This is a genomic window from Streptomyces sp. NPDC051286, from assembly GCF_044455345.1.
Classification (GTDB): Bacteria; Actinomycetota; Actinomycetes; order Streptomycetales; family Streptomycetaceae; genus Streptomyces.
Genome location: NZ_JBITER010000006.1, coordinates 193,486 through 212,058 on the forward strand (window position 1 = coordinate 193,486; position 18,573 = coordinate 212,058).

Below are 18,573 nucleotides of genomic sequence, written 5' to 3' on the forward strand. Positions count from 1 at the left end.
GCCGACGCGGCAGACAGGCGGGCCCCTTGGCCTGGCGCGTTCTCAGCTGCGCAGTGACCTGAAGGCCGTGCGCAGCTCCTGGGCCAGCAGTTGCGGCTGCTCCCAGGCGGCGAAGTGGCCTCCTCTGTCGACTTCGTTCCAGTGGATGATGTTGCCGTAGGCCCGCTCGCCCCAGCTCCGCGGCGCGGGATAGATTTCGGCAGGAAACACGGTAACCGCCACCGGGACGTCCGGGATATGGACCGCGTTGAACGGGCCGCCGCCGGCCTGTGTGCCTTCCCAGTACAGCCGAGAGGATGACGCCCCTGTATTGGTCAGCCAGTACAGGGAGATGGCGTCGAGCATCTCGTCGTAGGTGAGGACCTTCTCGGGCTCGCCGCCGGAATCGGTCCACTCCGCGATCTTGTCGTAATAGTACGCCGCCATCCCGAGGGGTGAGTCGGTGAGGGCGTAACCGATGGTCTGCGGGCTCTCGTTCATCATCGCCGCGTAGCCGAAACCGTCACGGTAGAAATGCAGCAGCCTGTCATAGGCGACCTTCTCGCGAGCGGACAGATTCGTGGGCGCGGCATCGAAGTTGCGCAGGTGACGCAGAACATCCGGCGGCACCGTTCCCGGCATGTTGATGTGGATGCCGAGCAGACCTTCCAGCCGTTGCGTGGCCTGGATCTGGGCGATGATAGCGCCGTGGTCGCCGCCCTGGGAGACGTACTGCTGGTACCCGAGCCGGAGCATGAGCTGATGGAGGGCGGTCGCGATGTGGGCGGGGTTCCACCCGGTCGACTTCGGCTTGCCGGAGAATCCGTGGCCGGGCAGCGTCGGCAGGACGAGGTGAAAGGCGTCCTCCGCGCGCCCGCCGTGGGCCGTCGGGTTCGTGAGCGGGTCGATGACCTTCAGGAGCTCGATGATCGAGCCCGGCCAGCCGTGCGTCATGACCATCGGCATTGCGTCGGGATGCGGCGAGCGGATGTGGGCGAACTGGATGTCCACCCCGTCGATCTCGGTGATGAACTGCGGCAGGGAGTTGAGCCTGGCTTCGACCTTGCGCCAGTTGTATCCGGTCCCCCAGTACTCGACGAGCGGGCGAAGCTTCGCCAGCTGGGCGCCCTGGGAGCGGTCACTGACCGTCTCGCGCTCGGGCCAGCGTGTCGTCCGCAGCCGCTGCCGGAGGTCATTGATGTCCCTCTGCGGAACCCTGATGCGGTAGGGGCGCACTCCCTGGGCCGGCTGGGCGGCGCCGGTGGAGGCGCCCGTCACCGACGTGTGACCCGCCGATGCCGATCCGCCTGCCGCCGCCTGCGCCCGGCCGGGCAAGGCGAGTTGAGTGGCGGCGACAGCACCTGCGGCGGCGAGACCCAGGAACCCGCGACGGCCTGGGGTGGGAGTCGCATCTCCGGTTGTGTTCATATGTTGAACTCCTTTTCTTGGTGGTGACGAGTCGGCAACTGACGGCCGAGCCGTTCCTGGCAGGTCGTCGAAAGCAGCCGGCATGCCGTGTGGCTTATGCCTATAACTGGTCAGCTCAGGTCTTTTCCCTGCCTGGAACATCCAGCTCTGCCGGCCAGGAATGCGGGCACACCGGCGGTACCAGCGACGGTGCTGGCCCGCCCTTCGGGACTGACACCCAGCGCCGCGGCGCGTTCGGCGACCGTGTCGGCGAAGTCCCGTACGGTGGTGACCAGTTCGTCAGCGGACGGAGTGAAATCGAGGGCAGTACCGGTTCCAGTGCACCTGCTCGGCCCTCGTCGCGCAGCGCACTGTTGAACCACGGTCATAACAGTGGGAATCTTCCCGGGTGTGACGATGCCTCACTATCGCCTGTCGCCGGCTAGGGCGCATCGGTCAATTGACTGTGGGAGGCCCACCAGTCGCCCCCGCCTGCGCATTGCAGGGGGCGTTCTCCTAGGCGGAACTCGGAGAAGCATGTCTCGCCCGGGTTCCGAGCTTGCGCTGGCCCCGGATTCTTCACCGCGCACATGTGTGTGGTCTCAATCAAAGACACATTGGCTAACCTCCTTGGACGCTCAGGAAGTACAGGTACCTCGCATGGCCCGCACTGACAGCCGTCGGTCTCGCCCGTCGTGGGCCCACTCGCCCCTGGACCTACGTCCTGAAATACCGGGCGTTGTTGGAAACTACGGCCACGCAGGGCCGGCCCGCCGACTCCCGCAGGACGTCATCACTGCCTCCGCTGGACGAGGTTCAGTCGGTCGGTATTTCAGGGTCGAGCAGGTCGGACAGAAACGCATCCCAATCCAACGCGCCTGTCTCGGCCATCGCCGGCACGATCTGGTATGTGGCGGTGAGCCAAACCCCGACGACCGAAATGGGGAGCTCGAAGACTGCTCTCGCGCCCCCTGACTTGAGCAGCAAGCGAGCCGTGTCGCCTTCGCCGCCCTGCGTGGGCCACACCCGTACGTCGCCTTCGCCGGCCTTCTCGTACAGACCGCGGAGAAGCAGCTCACGGCCGATGCGCCAGGTCACACTCGGGCCGAACCAGGGGCTGAAGGTGAGGGACACCACCATGGGGGTGTCGGAACCGAACCGGAATTCCGCATGGACAGGGTGGCACGAGAATCCGTCCACCACATGCCGGACGACGAGACAGAGCGGGGGCATCTCCTCGGGCGCCGTCTGACCGACGCGAAGGCCGGACTGTTCGCCACTCATGGCAGGGTTCCTTTCGTGGGGCGAGGCCGATGCCCTGGACTTTCGTCCATACAGGCCTTCCGGTGAATCGGTCATCTGACCGTCCCTGCGACTCGGTAGCCGGAAGTCATGGCCGTGCCCGGCTGTCGGCCGACGGTGACGGGTACCTGCCCTGTGATGAGCCTCATGAAATACCACCGCGCCCACCTACCAGCACGTTCTGTCCGCGAAGGCACCAACCGAACCCTCCTGGCTCGCCCCCAGGAACGCAGGTTCAGCACGCGATCCAGATGCTGCAAGCACCACGCCGAGTCCCCGCTGACCGCGGAGGATCGCCTGGGCTCCTCCGGCCCCAAGTGGTACCCCTACAAGAGCGGGGTGGTGAGCGGACAATGTCTCTTCACCGGGCGCCTCCGAGGCAACGCTGTCTGCAGGCCGGGGAGGAATCGGACTCCTGCGGAGCAGGGCAGGAACAGCCGGATCGCATGGAACTGACAGACGCCAGACCCTCGCGCTCGCCGGAGCGGGCGCGGCCACCGCACTCGTCCCACTCACCGGCGGCTCCGCCACTGCCGCGGCGGCGGCCGACGATCCGTACGAGCCGCTGCTCGCACGGGCCCTGGAGCAACTGACCGGCGGCGCCTTCGACCCTGCCGACCGCGACTTCGCCACCGCACTGACCGCCCTGGACACCCAGGCCACCGGCTGGTGGGGCAAGCTCGACACCTCCACCGGCCGCAAGGCCCTGTGGGCCGACCTGTCCCCCGCCACCGACTCCGGCATGTTCGGCCAGAGCTACACGCGGCTGCGCACCGTCGCCACGGCATGGGCCACCCCGGGCACCTCGCTCACCGGTGACACGGCCGTGCGCGACGGGCTCCTCGACGCGCTGCGCTTCCTCAACACCGTCGGGTACAACCCGTCCCGCGGCGAGTCCGGCAACTGGTGGTTCTGGGAGATCGGCGCGCCCCGCGCACTCATGGACACGTGCGAGTCCGTTGTTCCCCGTCCCAACTGCACGCTCGTCGATCACGGCGGGACGCCGCCTGGACCGCTGCCACTATCAGCGTCGGTTGCACACGATCGAGGAGCGGACCGGGAGAAAGAACAAGGGCCGCCAGCCAGCCCGCCACACTCACCCAAACCACCCCTGAACAGGGGAAGCGTCAAATTACTGCTGGAGCACTAGTGACATCGGCGGCGCGCCCAGTGTTCTTCACTGGGGCGAACAAGTGGATCGTTTCCTTAGCGTAACCCTGCGACTACGTGGGGAGCGATGAGCCTTAAGGACAAGGTGGGCGTCGTCGGGGCTGGCTCGAGCGGCATCGGACTCGCGCTTTGCACGAGATTCGCCCGCGAGGGTGGGCCCGCCGTCCTGCCGGGCCTCAGCCAGGAGTCCTGTGGCGGGCGGCGCGGACGCGGTCCTCGGCCCTCGCGCGCTGGCGGTGGCTCAGTTCGACTGCGGCGACCAGGAAGTTCTTGGTGTTGGTGGCGAAGCAGGTCAGCCGTATGCCGTCGGCGTCGGTGAAGCGCAACTGGGCGCCGGGGTGAGGGCGTTCTTTGCGGATAACCAGCCGCATCCCTCTGGGCCAGCCGATCAGGCGGTCGCCGCCGAGTTCACCGACGCATGCGCGTCGCGGATCTCGCCGTCCGGCTCGACTCTGCTGCTGCAAAAGGCTCCTCAAACCGACCATGCAGGACACGGTCATACTGCCCGTCTTGCGCCGGTCGACCAGCGACGGACCAGCATCCGCACTCCCTACTTCCTTTGCGCGCCGACGCTGGAGCAGCCTTCCCCGTACGTGTAGGAAGGCACTAAATTTCCGGGTGTGGACCTCGATTCGACCTTCTGGGGCCCTGGGGTACCTGGCCATCATGCTGGCTGGGTTCCAGGGCAGCGGCCCTCGTCGTAGACCGCAGGGGGTCACCGTTGGCCGCATCGCGGATCGAGGTGCGGTCAGCGGTGTGAGGAGCGGGGACGCACTGGCCTGCCGCAGCACCGCAGGCACGCCCTGCCGGGGCGGTCGACCGCGAGTTCGAGTCACATCGTCACAAGGCTGGCCATTCGAGCTGATGTGATCTAATTTCCTCGCTTGAGAAAGGCATGCTCCACGGATCAATGCTGGGCGCGGTTGGCACCGTGACCTGTGGCGATGCTGGAGCGGTACTGTGTGGCCCTTCGCATCACTGGGTACGAACGGCTACCCGATTCGTGATGGGGCTGTGACTATGTTGCAGGGCAGAACCTCGGAATGCCATGGTCTCGACCAACTGCTCGAGCGCGCGCGTGACGGCGAGAGCTCGGCGCTGGTGATCCGTGGGGAAGTCGGCATTGGCAAGACTGCCTTGCTCGACTACGTTGCCGGTAAGGCGTCGGGGTGCCAGCTCCTACGTGTTCGCGGCGTCGAGGCCGAGATGGACTTCGCGTATGCCGCGCTCTTCCAGTTGATGGCCGGCCTCGTCATCACGCATGCTGAGCTGCTCGCGGTCCCGCAGCACAATGCGCTTCGACGCGCCTTCGGGCAGATGGATGGGCCGGCGCCGGAGGCGTTTCTCGTCAGCTTGGCGGCCCTCAGCCTGCTCTCGCAGGCAGCGGAGGAGCGCCCGGTGGTGTGCCTCGTCGACGATGCACAATGGCTCGATCGGGAGTCACTCCTGGCGCTGGCCTTCGTCGCCCGTCGTCTCAAGGCTGAGCGGATCATGATGGTGTTTGCCGTTCGTGAACCCGAGAGCGAGCGCAAACTGGACGGCCTGACCGAGCTCCGGCTCGAAGGGCTCGAGGCGCCGGACGCCCGGCTGCTCCTGGACGCCGGGGTACCCGGGGGGCTTGACGAGCAGGTTCGCGAGCGGATCATCGCCGAGACGCGGGGCAATCCGCTCGCGCTGCTGGAACTTCCACGAGGGCTGACGCCGGCGGAGCTTGCCGGGGGTTTCGGGCTGCTCGACGTGGGGGGACTGACCAACCGGATAGAAGAGAGCCTCGCGCGTCGTGTCAAGGCACTGCCGCCGGAAACGCAGGATCTTCTCCTCATCGCAGCCGCGGAATCCGTTGGCGATCCCCGGGTGATCGCGGAGGCTGCTGAGCAGTTGGGGGCGAACATAGCCGATCTGCTTCCCGCACAGGACGCCGGGTTGGTGGAACGCGGTCTACGGATTCGTTTCCGGCATCCGCTTGCACGCTCAGCCGCGTATTTCTCTGCCACTGCGAACCGCCGTCGACAAGTCCACGCGGCGCTCGCCTCAGTGACGGATCCACAGCTTGACTTTGACCGATGCGCCTGGCATCGCAGTTTCGCGGTTGCTGGACTGGATGAGGAGGTGGCCGCCGAACTCGAAAGGTCGGCTTCGCGTGCTCGTGCTCGCGGCGGCGTGGCGGCGGCTGCGGCATTTCTGGAACGCGCGGCCGAGATGAGCCCGGATCCTGTTCGGTTCGGACATCGCGCCTTGGCCGCAGCCGGTCTGAAATTTGGCGCAGGAGATCTCGAACAAGCAGAGAACCTCCTTGCCGGCGCTGCCGCGGCGCCGCTTGAGGAGATCGACCAGGCGCGGATCGACCTGCTGCGTGCCCAGATTGCCTTCACCCGCACGCGAGGAAGCGACACACCGTCGCTGCTGAGTGCTGCGGCGAGGCGCCTTGAACCCCTTGACCCCGACCTGGCGCGCGAGACCCACCTCGAAGCCCTTTGGGCAGCGGTCCGCAGTGGCCGTTTCGCAAAAGCCGAAGCAGTCGTAGAGGCTGCTGAGGCAGTGGCGCTTGGTCTTGGAGCACCGACTCGTGCGGTCGACCTATTGCTGGTGAGCGTTGTCGCGCGGTTGACGCGCGGTTACGAGCCCGCGTTGCCCATGGTTGCGCAGGCGCTCACTGCATTTCGAGGCGAGGAGTTCTCCCGCGAGAATCTCGCCTGGTGCTGGCTGGCATGCCAGCTCGCCATGGACCTATGGGACGACGGCGCATGCGACGCGATCGCCAGCGAGCTGGGGCGGGTCGCGCGCGCGAGTAGCAATCTGGCCATCCTTCCGCTCGCGCTCAACTACTCCGCAGCGCACCAACTGTTCTTGGGCGAAATCAACGTCGCCGAACAGTTGGTGCAGGAAGCCGAAGCAATCTCAGCCACGACTCGGAACATCCCCCTCGCCGACTTCTCCGTCCTGCTCGCGGCGTGGCGCGGAGACAGGGTCCTGACGGAAAAGCTGAGGGCGGCCGCAATCGAGGCGGGGACGGCGCACGGCGAGGGCTTTGCCGTCGAAGTCGCTGAGTGGGCGGCAGCTGTACTACACAACGGCCTGGGAGAGTACGCGGCAGGAGCGGCAGCCGCTGAACGTGCATACGATCCCGACGGGCTGGGGTTCAGCGTCTGGGTACTGCCCGAGTTGATCGAAGCAGCTGTACGAAGCGGTGACCGGGAAGCTGCCGAAACGGCCTTTTCCCGGCTGACTGAGCGTTCACGGACCAGTACCACCGAATGGGCGCGCGGTGTCGAGGCCGCCGCACACGCGATGCTCAGTGACGATGCGGTAGCAGAGACTTTCCATCGGGAGGCCGTCGACCAGCTCGGGCGCTCGCGGGTCGTCGTGCTTCACGCTCGCGCTCAACTGAACTACGGCGAATGGCTGCGCCGCGCGAACCGAAACGCCGATGCGAGTGTCCAGTTGAAGGCGGCGCACAGCGCCTTCGTGGCGATGGGAGCGCGGGGCTTTGCTGAGCGGGCCCGCAACGGCCTTCTGGCCACCGGCGGAACCATGGAGAAGCGGATGATGGGTTCGGTTCCCGAACTAACCGCCCGAGAAGCGCAGATCGCCCGCTTGGCGTCAGAGCGGTTCACGAACCCTGAGATCGCGGCACAGCTCTACCTCAGTCCTCGTACCGTCGAATATCACCTTTCCAAGGTGTTCACAAAGCTCGGCATCAGCTCCCGTAAGGAGATCGCCGACGCTTTGGCCGTGACGAGATCGCCGAACGTTTGGCGGGGCTCTGGTCCACTTCGTGACGTCCGGTGACGCTCGGTCACGCCAACAGAACGCGCCTGCGGACGAGTTCGAATCCTGCGCGGCCGAACATTTGGCGCTCGAGCATGTGGATCCTGCTGACAGGGCACTCCACGACGCCGGAGTTTCAGCCGAGTTCTGGGATGACGATGATGGCCAAGTGGCACGCGAAGCCGACGCGGACATGCAGACCTGCCTAGACGCACTGGTTGCAGCCCTGACAGCACGCTGGGGCGAGCCGCTCGCAGTTGACCTGTTGCTGTATCTGAGGGCTGGCGTTGAGGGAGAGACGGTGTCCGAGCCGATCAATAGCTTGAGCCAGATGGCTGGAAGCATCGAGCTGTGGCCGCACCAGAGCTCCGGCCGCCGGCTCGGGCTCGCTATCGGACAGGAGGACAAGGAACTACCGCTCGAATTGCTCGCGGCGGTGGGCGACCGCTCCGGCCCGAACGGAACCTGAAGGCTGTCCCGTAAGGGCTCGTGCCCTGGGAGGATGTCCTGGTGGTGAGCATGCAGGAGCGGGAGGAGACACGTCGCCGACTGCACTTCGGGCAGCGCATTTCCGGAAGGGTGGTCCGGGTACCAAGGCCGGGCACGATCGGCGTCTTCGTGGACATCGGACTCGTCGTCGGCGGCTTCGTCGACGTGCTGTTGCTGCCGGAAGATGCCGCTCGGTGGCCGACGGAGGGCACCGAGGCTGAGTTTGAGGTCTGGTGGGTTGATGAACGGCCCCAGATTCGGCTGAAGCCGGTAGATCCTCGGTTCCTGCGAGAGGACTTCGACGAGTGGCTCAGCCGGTGGCGACCCGGGTGGCCCCAGGAGTTTGGTCTGCCAGTCCTGGCCATCGGCTCGCGCCATCTCCGAAATAGAGACGACCGGCCATTTGTTCTACGGAGCAACGGAATCTTGGCGTTGAGGACTCAGAGTCCTCCCTCCGAATGGAGCATATGAATGAATCGCCTCCGCTTCCCTTACAAGTATCTGCGTCGCAAGAATTTCCGTGTCATGGTCAAATCCGACGCGGCGGTCCTCTTGGACGAAGACCTCTTCGTTCCGGCCCTCACCGCCTTCGTGTACACCTCGAAGGATCCCTACGCCGTGCGCATGAGGGTGCGTATCGAGGGCACCAGGCTGCCGGAGTGGGTCTTCAGTCGTGACGTGCTCATCACAGGGTCTGCTGAGCCGACCGGCGTCGGTGAGGTGCGAGTCCGGCCGGTCACGTGGCGGGATCGTTCCCCTGTCACCGCACTCGACACTGTCCTCATCACAGTCGGCGCCCCAGGAGAACAGGCGACGGTGGCCGTCCCGGCCACGGCGGTGCGCGACTTCCTCGAGCGTACCCAGGAAGGTGTTGCACTCGGCTCCGAAGGCCATCTCCTGCGTCTCGATGGTGTCATCGCCAGATTCATGAGATGAGCGGATACTGCTTGGTGATCCAGGCGGTGCGGTATGTATATGAGATCTGAAGTTGCCGGGGATTCCTCGGAATTCGGTGCTGTGCGCTGATCGTTGGAGATGTCTTTGCCTGCGGACATCGAACAACGCAGGAATCGGAGCCAGACCTCGCTGGTGGTCGGGAATGCCGGCTTGGCATGCCGCAACCGTTTCGGCGGCACCATGCCGACGATGGCGACGCTGGACGAGTCCAGCAGCTCTTCCATGCGCGTGCGGTGGCGATGCCCAGGATGTCGGGCAAGGCAGCGCTGGTGCGGGTCGACACCACGACCACATGACGTACTGTCGGCCGGACGACGTCTCTATCAGGGGAGTGCACCGTGATCCGTCGAAGGCGGTCGAGCTGTGTCCGTGTGTACGAAGGAGATCCTCTGACACCAAGTTCAGCCAAGTAGTTCGTGCTCCGCGATGACGGTGCTCAACCTGGCGGTGTGGGTGCTGGCTCTGACGGTTTCATATCAAACCAGCAGAGCCACGGCTGCGTTCGGCAAGGTTCTGGCCGACCGGGCCGACACCGACGACGACCACGTCCTACGTACGGACAGCCTCACCCATCTCAGCTTCTCTCGTCATTGGGGCTCGATCATCGGGTTCCACGGACGGCCTCAGGGCGGCATCCAACACGGCGCTCACCCCTCTAGAAGCGTCGCCAGCAGCGTGACTTCAGGGACGCCTGCCAGCGCCCGGCCGACCGGGCAGGTCGCCTTCGCCGAGGCGGCGATTTCACCGAACCTGTCCGCCTGGATTCCGGGAACCCTGCCACTGGTGACAAGTTCGATCTTTGTGATCGTCGGGGCGCCGTCGACGGGCCGCAGGGTCACCGAGGCAGCAGTCTCGATCGACTCGGCGGGGTAGCCCGCGTCGGCCAGCGCGCCGGCGAAGGCCATCGAGAAGCAGGAAGCGTGAGCTGCGGCGATGAGCTGCTCCGGGTTGGAGCCGGGACCGCCCTCGAAGCGGGACTTGCTGGTGACCCCTCCCGTGATGCTGTCACCGGCGGTGAAGGTGCCGGATCCGCTCGGGATGTCACCGTTCCAGATGGCGTTTGCCTTGGAGACGGGCATGATTCCTCCCACAGGTTGTCGATGGGTGATGTTCTCGCGTGTCGAGCATGGGTGACCGGTGGCGATGCCGACCTCAGCTGAACCGGATGTCGCTGAGGTCCATGGCCACCATGACCTGGCTTTTGATCGGCCGCAGAGCGCCGTCGCGACGATACGCACGGCGCCTGGTCGGCAGCCGGATGCCGTCGACTTCGACGATGTCGTAGACGTACTGCGCAGCGGCGAAGCCGCCGGCGATGTCGACGTGGTAGTCGTGACGGCGCAGGAGCCTGTCCGGGCCGAAGTAGAAGTCCTGACGGGTGCTGTGACCGGCGAAAGTGGACGGGAAGGTCGCACGAAGTCCGCGCCATTCCTGCCCCTGCTCCCGCCAGGGTTCGATCTCCTCGACCTCGACTTCGGGCATGGCCAACAGGAAAGGCGTGGTGAGGTAGGTCCAGAGCGCATAGCCGTTGAAGTAGGCACGGTCCAGGGGGTCCCACGGAGTCTCCAGGACGTGGCCTTGGAAAGCCTTGCGTGGCTCTGTGCGCTCTGCGACGACCGTACCGTCGGCCTTCTCGATGGCGACACGGTCCGGGGTGAAGTCGCTGTGCTGATCGAGTGCTCCGAACGGCGCGACCGAGGCGTGTTCTCGGTGTAGCGACGCCGTCATCTCGCGGGGCGTCGGATCCTGCGGGATTCCCTTGATGATGAATAGGTCACCACCGCTGACGAGGGTTGCACGCACCGTGTCGAACCGGCGCCAACGCTCCATACCGCCGTGGGCGTCCAGGGCCTCGCCGAGAATGGGATTCATGGTTTTCTGCCTCCTGCTCGGCCCTGAGCGGGCCGTCGAGTACTTCGACTGTGATCTGCTCCGCGTCGATCGCAGGCCGGTCGCGGGCCCGACGTCGTTCAGTTCTCACGTTTGGAGCCGGCCGCGTACGGCCTTGGCCTCAGAGTCGCATTCGAGCCCGATCGTTCACCCCGTGACGGCCACTGGTACAGCGGACCAGGGATCGGACGGGGCCCCGACCAGGGCTGCCACTGGTGTCCAACCCGGGGTGAGCACGGGCGCGAACTCGGGCGAAACCAGCGGATGATCGGGAGGCAGTAGGCAGCGCGGGTGAAGGAGCGGGGCTGGGGTGCGTGCATCGCAAGGCGGAGGATTGAGCCAACGCGGAGCGTTGGTGATTGACGACAACGCCGCGAGGTGCGTGCGCCGGCCCCGCGACGCCGCGAAGCCTACTGCCGGGCACTCTAACTTCGACCGCGCCCCAGGGCGCGCCGGGGATGCACGGCTGGGCTGCGGACACCATCGGCGCGATCGGAGAGCCGAAAAGCGGCCCCGAGGGATACCTGCACGCGTCCTTCACCGACTCGCCTTCCAGCAGAACCGCCGGCGAACAGGTCCTGGGGCGGATCTATGCCCGTACCGAGGGGCGCGACGAACAGGCCAGTTGGCGGACTCGCAACGCCCAGTACGACGCGGTCCTGAAATGGGGGACGCCGAACTTCGGTCTGCTGCAACGGCTTTCGGCGATCGAGCAGCCGGTGTTCATCGCGAACGGCGATGACGACCGGGTGATCCTGCCCTGGTACTCGCATCTGACGGCCAGCCTTGTCCCCGACGCGTTCGTCAAGCTCTATCCGGACTCTGCTCATGGGTTCCTGTTTCAGCACGCGCGGACCTTCGCGGCCGACGTGCGCGCGTTTCTGTCATCCCCCTGAGCCGCTGACCACCCGCGCCCGCCAGGCGCCTTGTTCGATGTGGAAGGAGTTACCACCCATGGATCCCATGCGCCTCCTCAGGCACATGCTGGAAAGCATGGCCGCCGGCTTCGGCATGGTCCCGCCCGAACCCGGGGTCTGGGCCCAACAGCCTGCAGACCGCAGTCCGGCGCGCGAGGCTGAGCCGGCGACGGCCGTGGTGGAGCGGTGGGCGACGCTGGTCTGGCCGGAGCAACGAACAGACCCCGTCCGTGCGGCGGGTCGGCCGATCGTGGCGAGATGCCGGCAGCCGTGACGCTCCCGCCGGCCCCGAGCGGCAGGCAGCCGACGGCGTGCTGAGCGGTGCTGATCTCAGGTGGCCGGCGCCCCTGACACCACGAAGAAGCCGTCCGGTGGCGCGTCACCGCGATCGATCCTCGCCAGTGCCTCGGTGACTCGGGCTTCGCCCTGTGGTTCCGCGCGACTCTTACTGAACGAGGCGGGTCTTGCCGAACGAAACGGGAGATCGCCCGGAGACGGCGGGGTGACCAGCAGCGCAGGCGGCCGGCGAAGGGCAAATCGACCTGTCAGCGGGCGAAGCATCGAAATTGGCTCTACCCGGCCCTTTTGCTCCCCGGCTGTATTCCGCCAGGGTGGACGCATGCCTGCACGGCGCCTCGCGCCGCCCGCATCAAGTGCCGGGACGGCGTGTGACGCGATCTGTTCATTCGCCGTTGGGTGCACACTGCGGCGTTCGCCGGGCCGGACGGTGACGGGCGATGGGGATGGCCACGGGAGAGTACGGGATCGTGCATTGGGTGTGTTACTCGGGCGCCGGGAGGAATGTGCCGCACTGGACAAGGTCGTGGCCGACGTACGCGCCGGCACCAGTCGCGTCCTGGTACTGCGTGGGGAGGCGGGCGTCGGCAAGAGCGCGCTGCTGGGACACCTCACCGACCAGATCACCGGCGAGTGGCAGGTCGCGTCGGTCGTGGGGGTGGAATCGGAGCGGGAGCTGCCTTAGAGCCTGCACCAGCTATGCACGCCCCTTCTGGACCATCTCGACGAGCTCCCGGTTCCGCTGCGGGACGCGCTCGCGACGGTGTTCGGGCTCAGTGCCGGCCCCACGCCAGATCGGTTCCTGGTCGGGCTGGCCACTCTGACGCTGGTGGCGCAGGCTGCCGAGCGGAGGCCGCTGGCCTGCGTGGTCGACGACGCACAGTGGCTGGACGGCGCATCCGCCCAGCTACTCGCCTTCGTCGCCCGCCGCCTGTTCGACGAACGGGTCGCCCTGGTCTGCGCGGCGCGCACCGGAGCCGGAGACGGCGTGCTGGTCGGCCTGCCCCGGCTCGACGTCCATGGGCTCGGCAACCGCGACGCCCGACGGCTGCTGCTCGGTCACGTGTACGGCCCGATCGACGCTGCGGTCGTCGACCAGATCGTCACCGAGAGCCGCGGCAGCCCCCTGGCCCTCCTGGAGCTGCCGCATACCTGGAGTGCTGATGTGGCCGGCGGTTTCGGGCTGCCCGCGAGCCGGCCGATAGCCGGAAAGATCGAGGACAGCTACCTCCAGCGTCTCCGGCGGCTCCCGACGAACACCCAACTGCTCGTCCTCGCCGCCGCCGTGGAACCGCTCGGTGATCCGGCGTTGCTCAGCCGGGCCGCCGCAGCCCTCGGCGTCGATATGACGGCGGCAGCCGCGGCGGCCGACGCCGGGCTGGTCGAGGTTCGCCTCCGTGTCGAGTTCACGCACCCGCTCGTCCGTTCCGCCGCCTACCAGGCCGCCGACGCCGTCGGGTGCACCGTGCCCTGGCCGAAGCGACGGCTTCGCGGACCGCGCCCGAGGTGAGCTGCACCCCACCGGTGTGACCGTGCGCCTGTACGTCGCCGATGCCGCCGATCAACTCACGGAGCAGGAAGCGCTCATCGCACGGCTCGGGCGGGACGGCCTGTCAAACCAGGAGATCGGCACCCAGCTGTTCATCAGTGCGCGAACGGTCGAATGGCATCTGCGCAAGGTCTTCGCCAAGCTCGGGATCACTTCCCGCCGACAGTTGAACGTGGCGCTGGCCGATCGTGGGCACCCGGCGACCGATGGATAGCGGTCCGGGCCGCCACGGGCGGCAGTCGGCACACGGTCGGCTGCCATGCTCAGCAGGCGTCGTGGTTCTTCAGCGCCGCCACCGGCGCGGTGAAGCCGGCCGGCATGACGAGCGCGCCGTAGATCTTGCCAGAGGCCAGCTCTTCGTGCAGGCGGGCCTGATCGAGCAGGCGCCACTCCACCGTGTCGGCCGGGGGCGAATCGACGACCACCTGGCCCACCTGCGCGCCCAAGGTCTGCTGGCCCGGCAGCGGCGGCCCCTGGTCCAGATCGACCAGGCCGATCGGCAGCTCGTGCAGGTTCCGGTCAGGACTCAGGATGCCGCCCATATAGAGCAGCGACAGCAGCAGGGCCACCAGAGCGCACAGGACACTCGGGCGACGCCTGCGCCGCTCAGTACGAGTACGTCGTCGAGGTATTCGATCCGCTGGATCCCGTACAGTTCGGCGCCGGGGAACCACAGGAAGCCCGGCAGATTCCACCAGGGCTTTGAGCCGTCCTGGTCCCTCCAGCGCCGGCCGGATCACAGGACTCCGACCCGGTAGCCCTTCTCGGCGGCCCGCAGCACGGCGGCGCTTCCGCCGAACCCCGAACCGCTGATCAATACGCCGTAGTCGAAGTTCGCCATCGGCTCTCTCCTGTCGTAGAAGGCGGAACGTCAGGCGTGACGGCCCGCGCTGCTGCGCCGGGTCGCGGCCGACCCTGCTTTGGCGAGCAGCTTGAAGGCGATTCCGGTGCCCGCGCCGTACGCCAGGTGGGCGCCGAGATCCCAGCCCAGGACCTTGGCGCTGTACTTCCAGATCGGCTGGTAGATCCCGGCGATCGGCAGGGTGATGTAGTCGTTGGCGAACACGGCGGCGCCGAAGGGCACCCCGTATCCGGCAGCCGGCCCGGCCAGCAATCCGATGACGATGCCGTAGGCCGCGCCGGCCGTCGATCCATAGCCCCAGTGGGCGACGGTGCTCGTGATCCCGGCCGCCCGGTCGGGCAGTTCGCGCCGGGTGAGCTTCTCGATCACGCGCTTGGCCAGCCGCCCGGGGTCGGGAGCCGCCTGCCAGTTCTCGACCGCGGGGAACTCCCAGGACAGCGGTCCGTCCGTCCCGCCCGCCCGGCGGTACTTCACGTAGTTGACGGCGTCCAGGCAGACGGTCCCTACGGCCCCTGCGAGCAGGCCGGCCGCCGCTGCCGGCAGCGGGGGCACGCGGTTGGTTCGAGTTCGCATGAGGACCTCCCAGTCTTGATCGATGTCTCTGCTGGCCGGCGGAACGGTGACGATCACGGGCGGCACCGGTCCGGAGCGCGGCGTGGTCATTCGGGGACGTAGCGCCGGCCGTCGGCGATGTCCACCGTCGCGCCCGTGACGGCGGTGTCCAGCATGAGGTGGACGGCCAGCGCGGCAAGGTCGGCCGGGCCCACGGACCGTTCGGCCAGCAGTGTCGATCGCCCGCGGTCGCTGGGCTGCCCGGACGGTGCGGCCGACGGCGGTGTGCTGGTGAAGCTCGCGGTGATCGCGTTCACCCGGACCGGCGCGAGGTCCAGGGCCAGGCTGCGGGTCAGGGCTGGCCTGGCCGCAGTGAGCGCCGCGGCCATCGCGTCCGCCGTACCTCGGCGAGCGGCGGCCCCGCCGATGAGCAGCAAGCTCCCCGCCGGGCGGAGCGCGTGGGCGGCCCGCCGGGCGATGTGCAGCGGCAGCAGAAGATGTAAATCGACGTCGCGTCGCGCCGTGTGGAGATCGAATTCGCCCTGCGGGACCGCACCCGGGGCGCGACCCGTGACCACCACGTGGTCGACAGGCTCCGGCAGCGCGTCGAAGAAGCGTCCGAGCCGGTCGAAGTCTGTGGCGTCGAAGGCGGAAATACCGGCCTCCAGTTCGAGGCCGGCGCGGTGCAGCGGATCCGGATCACGGGCGACCAGGATGATGGCCGCGCCCCTGGCGCGGGCGAGCTGGGCGGTCTTGAGCCCGATGCCGCAGCTGCCGCCGATCACGATCAGCCGCTGTCCGGCAAGGTCCTGCTCGCGCGCTGTCAGAGCGGCGGCGCTCGCATCCGTCATCGTTCCTCCAATGTGTAGCCGCTGGCCGAAGGCCGTGCCTGGGCAGAAGCATCGCGCTCCGGCGGTTGCGTCACACCCGAGGGACACCCGGGTGTGACACCGGTCTGCCCCCGTTCGAAGCCTGGTGGTGGCGTCGGCGCCGGCCAGGCACCACGGTGGAGGCGACTTTCCGTCAACCGGACCCGGGGGCAGGAGGCGGATTCGGCACATCTGATCCCACTCCATGGTGTATTCCTCCTGGCGCGGCGCGCCGTGCAGGGTACAAACGATCAGGTGTCTGAGCAGATGTCGCCGGGCCCCCGTACTGCTGCCGGCCAACCGCCGCACGAAGTCGGCGGTCCTCAAGCGGTTGCTGGGCACCGTGCGGGAGAGCCACGGCGGTGCCCTGGTGATCAGCGGCGGGACAGGGATCGGCAAGACGGCGTCGCAAGCTCGGGATCAGCACGCGCCGGGAAGTGGCGGAGGCGTTGGCCCGCCACGGGGTCGCCGGGGGACAGGATTCGGACCGGCTCCATGGCCGGCAGCCGGGGCCGACGCGATCAGAGCCTTGACGGCGCAGGCTCGGGATCGCGCGCGGGTTCGGCTCGTCGCCGCACGGCCCGGCATTCGAAGCCGGCGCACTGCCCGGCATTCGAAGCCGACGCGAGAGGCTCGCCGGTCTGGCCGCGCGCCCGCCAGGGGTCAGGCCCGTGGGTCACCCGGGCGAAAACGACTGGCAGTTGCGCCACGCTGAGGTCATACCACCCACGCAGGCGGTCGTCGGTGGTCCGACCCACGAGGAGGAAACCATGGGAGTTCTGTCCACCAGGTTCACCGAGAAGTTCGCTGTCGCGTATCCCTTTGCCGGCGCCGGCATGGCCTTCGCGGGCGGCACCCCGGATCTGGCGGCAGCCGTCACCGCGGGCGGGGGGATCGGAGCGGTGGGCGCCGCGCTCCTTCCGACGGACGAGCTGCGCCGCATCATCGCCGACCTCCGGCAGCGCGTCGGGGCGGGGCCGTTCAACATCAACCTGATCTCGTATTTCGACACCGCCGAACAGGTTCGCATCTGCGCCGAGGAACAAGTGCCGATCGTCTCCTTCCACTGGGGGCACCCGCCGGCCGACCAGGTAAAGCTGCTGCGCGCGGCCGGCGTGTCCGTGTGGGAGCAGGTGGGCTCGGTCGAAGCCGCGGAGCGTGCGGTCGACGACGGCGTCGAGGTCGTCGTGAACCAGGGCTGGGAGGCCGGCGGGCACAATTTCGGCGGACTGCCCACCATGGTCGGCCTGCCGGCGGTCGTCGACGCCGTGGGAGACAGGGCGCTGGTTCTCGCCGCCGGGGGCATCACCGACGGCCGCCAGGTCGCCGCGGCGTTGTGTCTGGGCGCCGACGGCGTGTGGGTGGGGACCCGGCTGGTCGCCTCCGCCGAGGCGAACGTGCATCCTGAGCACCACCGTCGGCTGATCGCGGCGCGGGGAGACGAGACCGTTCTCACCTCGATCTTCGGCCCGGAATGGCCGGAGCTCAACCCGATGCGGGTCCAGCGCGACCGGGTGGTGACCGACTGGCACGACCGCGCGGACCAGGTCCCGGCGGTCCGCGACTCGCTCGAACAGGTCGGCACCACGGTGTTCCAAGGGGAGGAGATCGTGCTCCGCAAGTTCAACGTGCTGCCTCCGATTCCCCAGACCCGGGCTGACTGGGAGGAGATGCCGTGGCTGATGGGGCAGGGTGTCGGCCTGATCCATGAGATCAAGCCCGCCCGGCAGATCGTGCGCGACCTGATGGACCAGGCCGAACGGGTGCTGACCCGGCCGGGCCGCTGACCGAAGGCGGTCTGCGGTCTGGCGTGAAGTCCCTGGCCGTCGAGTGCGCGGGCGGGCGTCCGCGCCGGCGCGTGGGGACATGGAACCGCCGAGGCCCCGCACCGGTGAGCAGACACGTTCGACGTCCGGCTCACCGGTGCCGGGCCTCGCCCGCACCGGCACGGATCAGGACCCCGCCGCTCCCTGTCCGTTCTGGGGCACCGTTCCCCGGGCGCGCAGCTCGGCAATCTCCGCGGGCCGAGCACAGGCCGGCGAGGATCTCGTCGTTGTGCTCCTCCAACTCCGGCGCCCGCTTGGCCGGGACCTTCGGGATCCCGCGCAGGGTGACCGGCCTGTTGACGGTGTACCCCATCCCCGCGACGCCTTCGATCGGCACGACGATCTCGTTCGCGCGCAGCTGCGGATCCTTGGCGGAGTCCTCCGGCATCTGAATCACCGCGAAAGTGACTCGTTCGCGGGACAGGGCATCCTTCCAGTGGTCGAACGACCGCGAGCCGAACGCCTGGTCGAACAGCTCCGCCGACACGGCGGAGTTCTTGGTGAGACGCCCCAGGTCCGAGAATCGGGGACCCCGATCAACTCGGTGTGCCTGATGGCCCGGGCCACCCCCGCCGGATGCGTAAGTGACGTCGCCAACATGAACCAGGTGCCGTCATGATGCACCTGGCCATGACCGACCTCATGACCCGCCGCCTGACCGGTGAGACCACCTTCTCCTGGCGCGACCCAACATCACCGGATGAAATCCGTATATCAGGGTGAAACAACGGGAGAAAAC

Annotated in this window: 18 protein-coding genes and 2 pseudogenes; 10 read left to right on the forward strand and 10 right to left on the reverse strand. The window is 67.6% G+C overall.

All coding sequences use genetic code 11. The annotated features are described in order from the left end of the window. Positions 1-42: 42 nt before the first annotated feature. The 3 genes and pseudogenes from ACIBB8_RS09230 to ACIBB8_RS09240 all read right to left on the reverse strand — a co-directional run bounded on the left by ACIBB8_RS09230 (position 43) and on the right by ACIBB8_RS09240 (position 2,670). A complete protein-coding gene (locus ACIBB8_RS09230) occupies positions 43-1,407 on the reverse strand; it encodes an epoxide hydrolase family protein (RefSeq protein WP_398950020.1) in 1,365 nt (454 codons plus the stop codon). Positions 1,408-1,574: 167 nt separating this feature from the next. After that, positions 1,575-1,740: pseudogene (locus ACIBB8_RS09235) on the reverse strand (DNA starvation/stationary phase protection protein); the annotation flags it as partial. A 462-nt stretch (positions 1,741-2,202) separates the two neighbouring features. Beyond that, a complete protein-coding gene (locus ACIBB8_RS09240) occupies positions 2,203-2,670 on the reverse strand; it encodes an SsgA family sporulation/cell division regulator (protein WP_398950022.1) in 468 nt (155 codons plus the stop codon). Between the two features lie 607 nt (positions 2,671-3,277). Here ACIBB8_RS09240 and ACIBB8_RS09245 point away from each other — a divergent pair. After that, positions 3,278-3,838, forward strand: coding sequence for a hypothetical protein (locus tag ACIBB8_RS09245; protein WP_398950122.1), 561 nt, complete (start codon positions 3,278-3,280; stop codon positions 3,836-3,838). 214 nt (positions 3,839-4,052) lie between these two features. Here the strand turns inward: ACIBB8_RS09245 and ACIBB8_RS09250 are convergent. Next, positions 4,053-4,280 (reverse strand): annotated as a pseudogene (locus tag ACIBB8_RS09250) (IS1380 family transposase); the annotation flags it as partial. Between the two features lie 598 nt (positions 4,281-4,878). Here ACIBB8_RS09250 and ACIBB8_RS09255 point away from each other — a divergent pair. Genes ACIBB8_RS09255 through ACIBB8_RS09270 form a run of 4 tightly spaced genes read left to right on the forward strand, consistent with a single transcriptional unit; the run spans position 4,879 to position 9,051 of the window. Then, complete coding sequence (locus ACIBB8_RS09255; RefSeq protein WP_398950025.1) at positions 4,879-7,647, forward strand: AAA family ATPase; 2,769 nt, start codon at positions 4,879-4,881, stop codon at positions 7,645-7,647. Further along, the gene (locus tag ACIBB8_RS09260) at positions 7,634-8,095 is read left to right on the forward strand and encodes a hypothetical protein (RefSeq protein ID WP_398950027.1); all 462 of its coding nucleotides are present in this window, start codon (positions 7,634-7,636) and stop codon (positions 8,093-8,095) included. Before ACIBB8_RS09255 ends, ACIBB8_RS09260 begins: the two co-directional genes overlap by 14 nt. Before the next feature lie 50 nt (positions 8,096-8,145). Further along, positions 8,146-8,586, forward strand: coding sequence for a hypothetical protein (locus tag ACIBB8_RS09265; RefSeq protein WP_398950124.1), 441 nt, complete (start codon positions 8,146-8,148; stop codon positions 8,584-8,586). After that, a complete protein-coding gene (locus ACIBB8_RS09270; protein ID WP_398950029.1) occupies positions 8,587-9,051 on the forward strand; it encodes an SsgA family sporulation/cell division regulator in 465 nt (154 codons plus the stop codon). Positions 9,052-9,719: 668 nt separating this feature from the next. Here the strand turns inward: ACIBB8_RS09270 and ACIBB8_RS09275 are convergent. Together ACIBB8_RS09275 and ACIBB8_RS09280 are read right to left on the reverse strand one after the other, a co-directional pair. Next, the gene (locus ACIBB8_RS09275) at positions 9,720-10,151 is read right to left on the reverse strand and encodes an OsmC family peroxiredoxin (RefSeq protein WP_398950031.1); all 432 of its coding nucleotides are present in this window, start codon (positions 10,149-10,151) and stop codon (positions 9,720-9,722) included. Positions 10,152-10,224: 73 nt separating this feature from the next. Then, positions 10,225-10,944 carry a hypothetical protein gene (locus ACIBB8_RS09280; RefSeq protein ID WP_398950033.1) on the reverse strand — a complete coding sequence of 240 codons (720 nt, stop codon included), beginning with the start codon at positions 10,942-10,944 and terminating at the stop codon, positions 10,225-10,227. 476 nt (positions 10,945-11,420) lie between these two features. Between ACIBB8_RS09280 and ACIBB8_RS09285 the strand changes: the two genes are divergently transcribed. The 4 genes from ACIBB8_RS09285 (at position 11,421) to ACIBB8_RS09300 (ending at position 13,939) form a co-directional block, all read left to right on the forward strand. Next, positions 11,421-11,858: an alpha/beta fold hydrolase gene (locus ACIBB8_RS09285; protein ID WP_398950035.1), complete on the forward strand. Its 438-nt coding sequence runs from the start codon at positions 11,421-11,423 to the stop codon at positions 11,856-11,858. Between the two features lie 799 nt (positions 11,859-12,657). Continuing rightward, entirely contained in the window at positions 12,658-12,861 is a 204-nt protein-coding gene (locus tag ACIBB8_RS09290; RefSeq protein ID WP_398950126.1) for an ATP-binding protein, read from the forward strand. Between the two features lie 78 nt (positions 12,862-12,939). After that, positions 12,940-13,686 (forward strand): hypothetical protein, encoded by a 747-nt coding sequence (locus ACIBB8_RS09295; RefSeq protein ID WP_398950037.1) that lies wholly within the window; start codon positions 12,940-12,942, stop codon positions 13,684-13,686. 16 nt (positions 13,687-13,702) lie between these two features. After that, entirely contained in the window at positions 13,703-13,939 is a 237-nt protein-coding gene (locus ACIBB8_RS09300) for a helix-turn-helix transcriptional regulator (RefSeq protein ID WP_398950039.1), read from the forward strand. Positions 13,940-13,988: 49 nt separating this feature from the next. Here ACIBB8_RS09300 and ACIBB8_RS09305 read toward each other — a convergent pair whose 3' ends face one another. The 3 genes from ACIBB8_RS09305 to ACIBB8_RS09315 all read right to left on the reverse strand — a co-directional run bounded on the left by ACIBB8_RS09305 (position 13,989) and on the right by ACIBB8_RS09315 (position 15,990). Further along, positions 13,989-14,294, reverse strand: a complete 306-nt coding sequence (locus ACIBB8_RS09305) for a hypothetical protein (RefSeq protein ID WP_398950041.1) — start codon at positions 14,292-14,294, stop codon at positions 13,989-13,991. A 302-nt stretch (positions 14,295-14,596) separates the two neighbouring features. Continuing rightward, entirely contained in the window at positions 14,597-15,160 is a 564-nt protein-coding gene (locus tag ACIBB8_RS09310; protein ID WP_398950043.1) for a hypothetical protein, read from the reverse strand. 86 nt (positions 15,161-15,246) lie between these two features. Further along, a complete protein-coding gene (locus ACIBB8_RS09315; protein WP_398950045.1) occupies positions 15,247-15,990 on the reverse strand; it encodes an SDR family oxidoreductase in 744 nt (247 codons plus the stop codon). A 788-nt stretch (positions 15,991-16,778) separates the two neighbouring features. Between ACIBB8_RS09315 and ACIBB8_RS09320 the strand changes: the two genes are divergently transcribed. Further along, positions 16,779-17,795, forward strand: a complete 1,017-nt coding sequence (locus ACIBB8_RS09320; protein WP_398950048.1) for an NAD(P)H-dependent flavin oxidoreductase — start codon at positions 16,779-16,781, stop codon at positions 17,793-17,795. Positions 17,796-17,925: 130 nt separating this feature from the next. On the opposite strand, the gene ACIBB8_RS09325 is transcribed toward ACIBB8_RS09320, so the two are convergent. Next, complete coding sequence (locus ACIBB8_RS09325) at positions 17,926-18,441, reverse strand: CoA transferase (RefSeq protein WP_398950128.1); 516 nt, start codon at positions 18,439-18,441, stop codon at positions 17,926-17,928. Positions 18,442-18,573 lie beyond the last annotated feature (132 nt).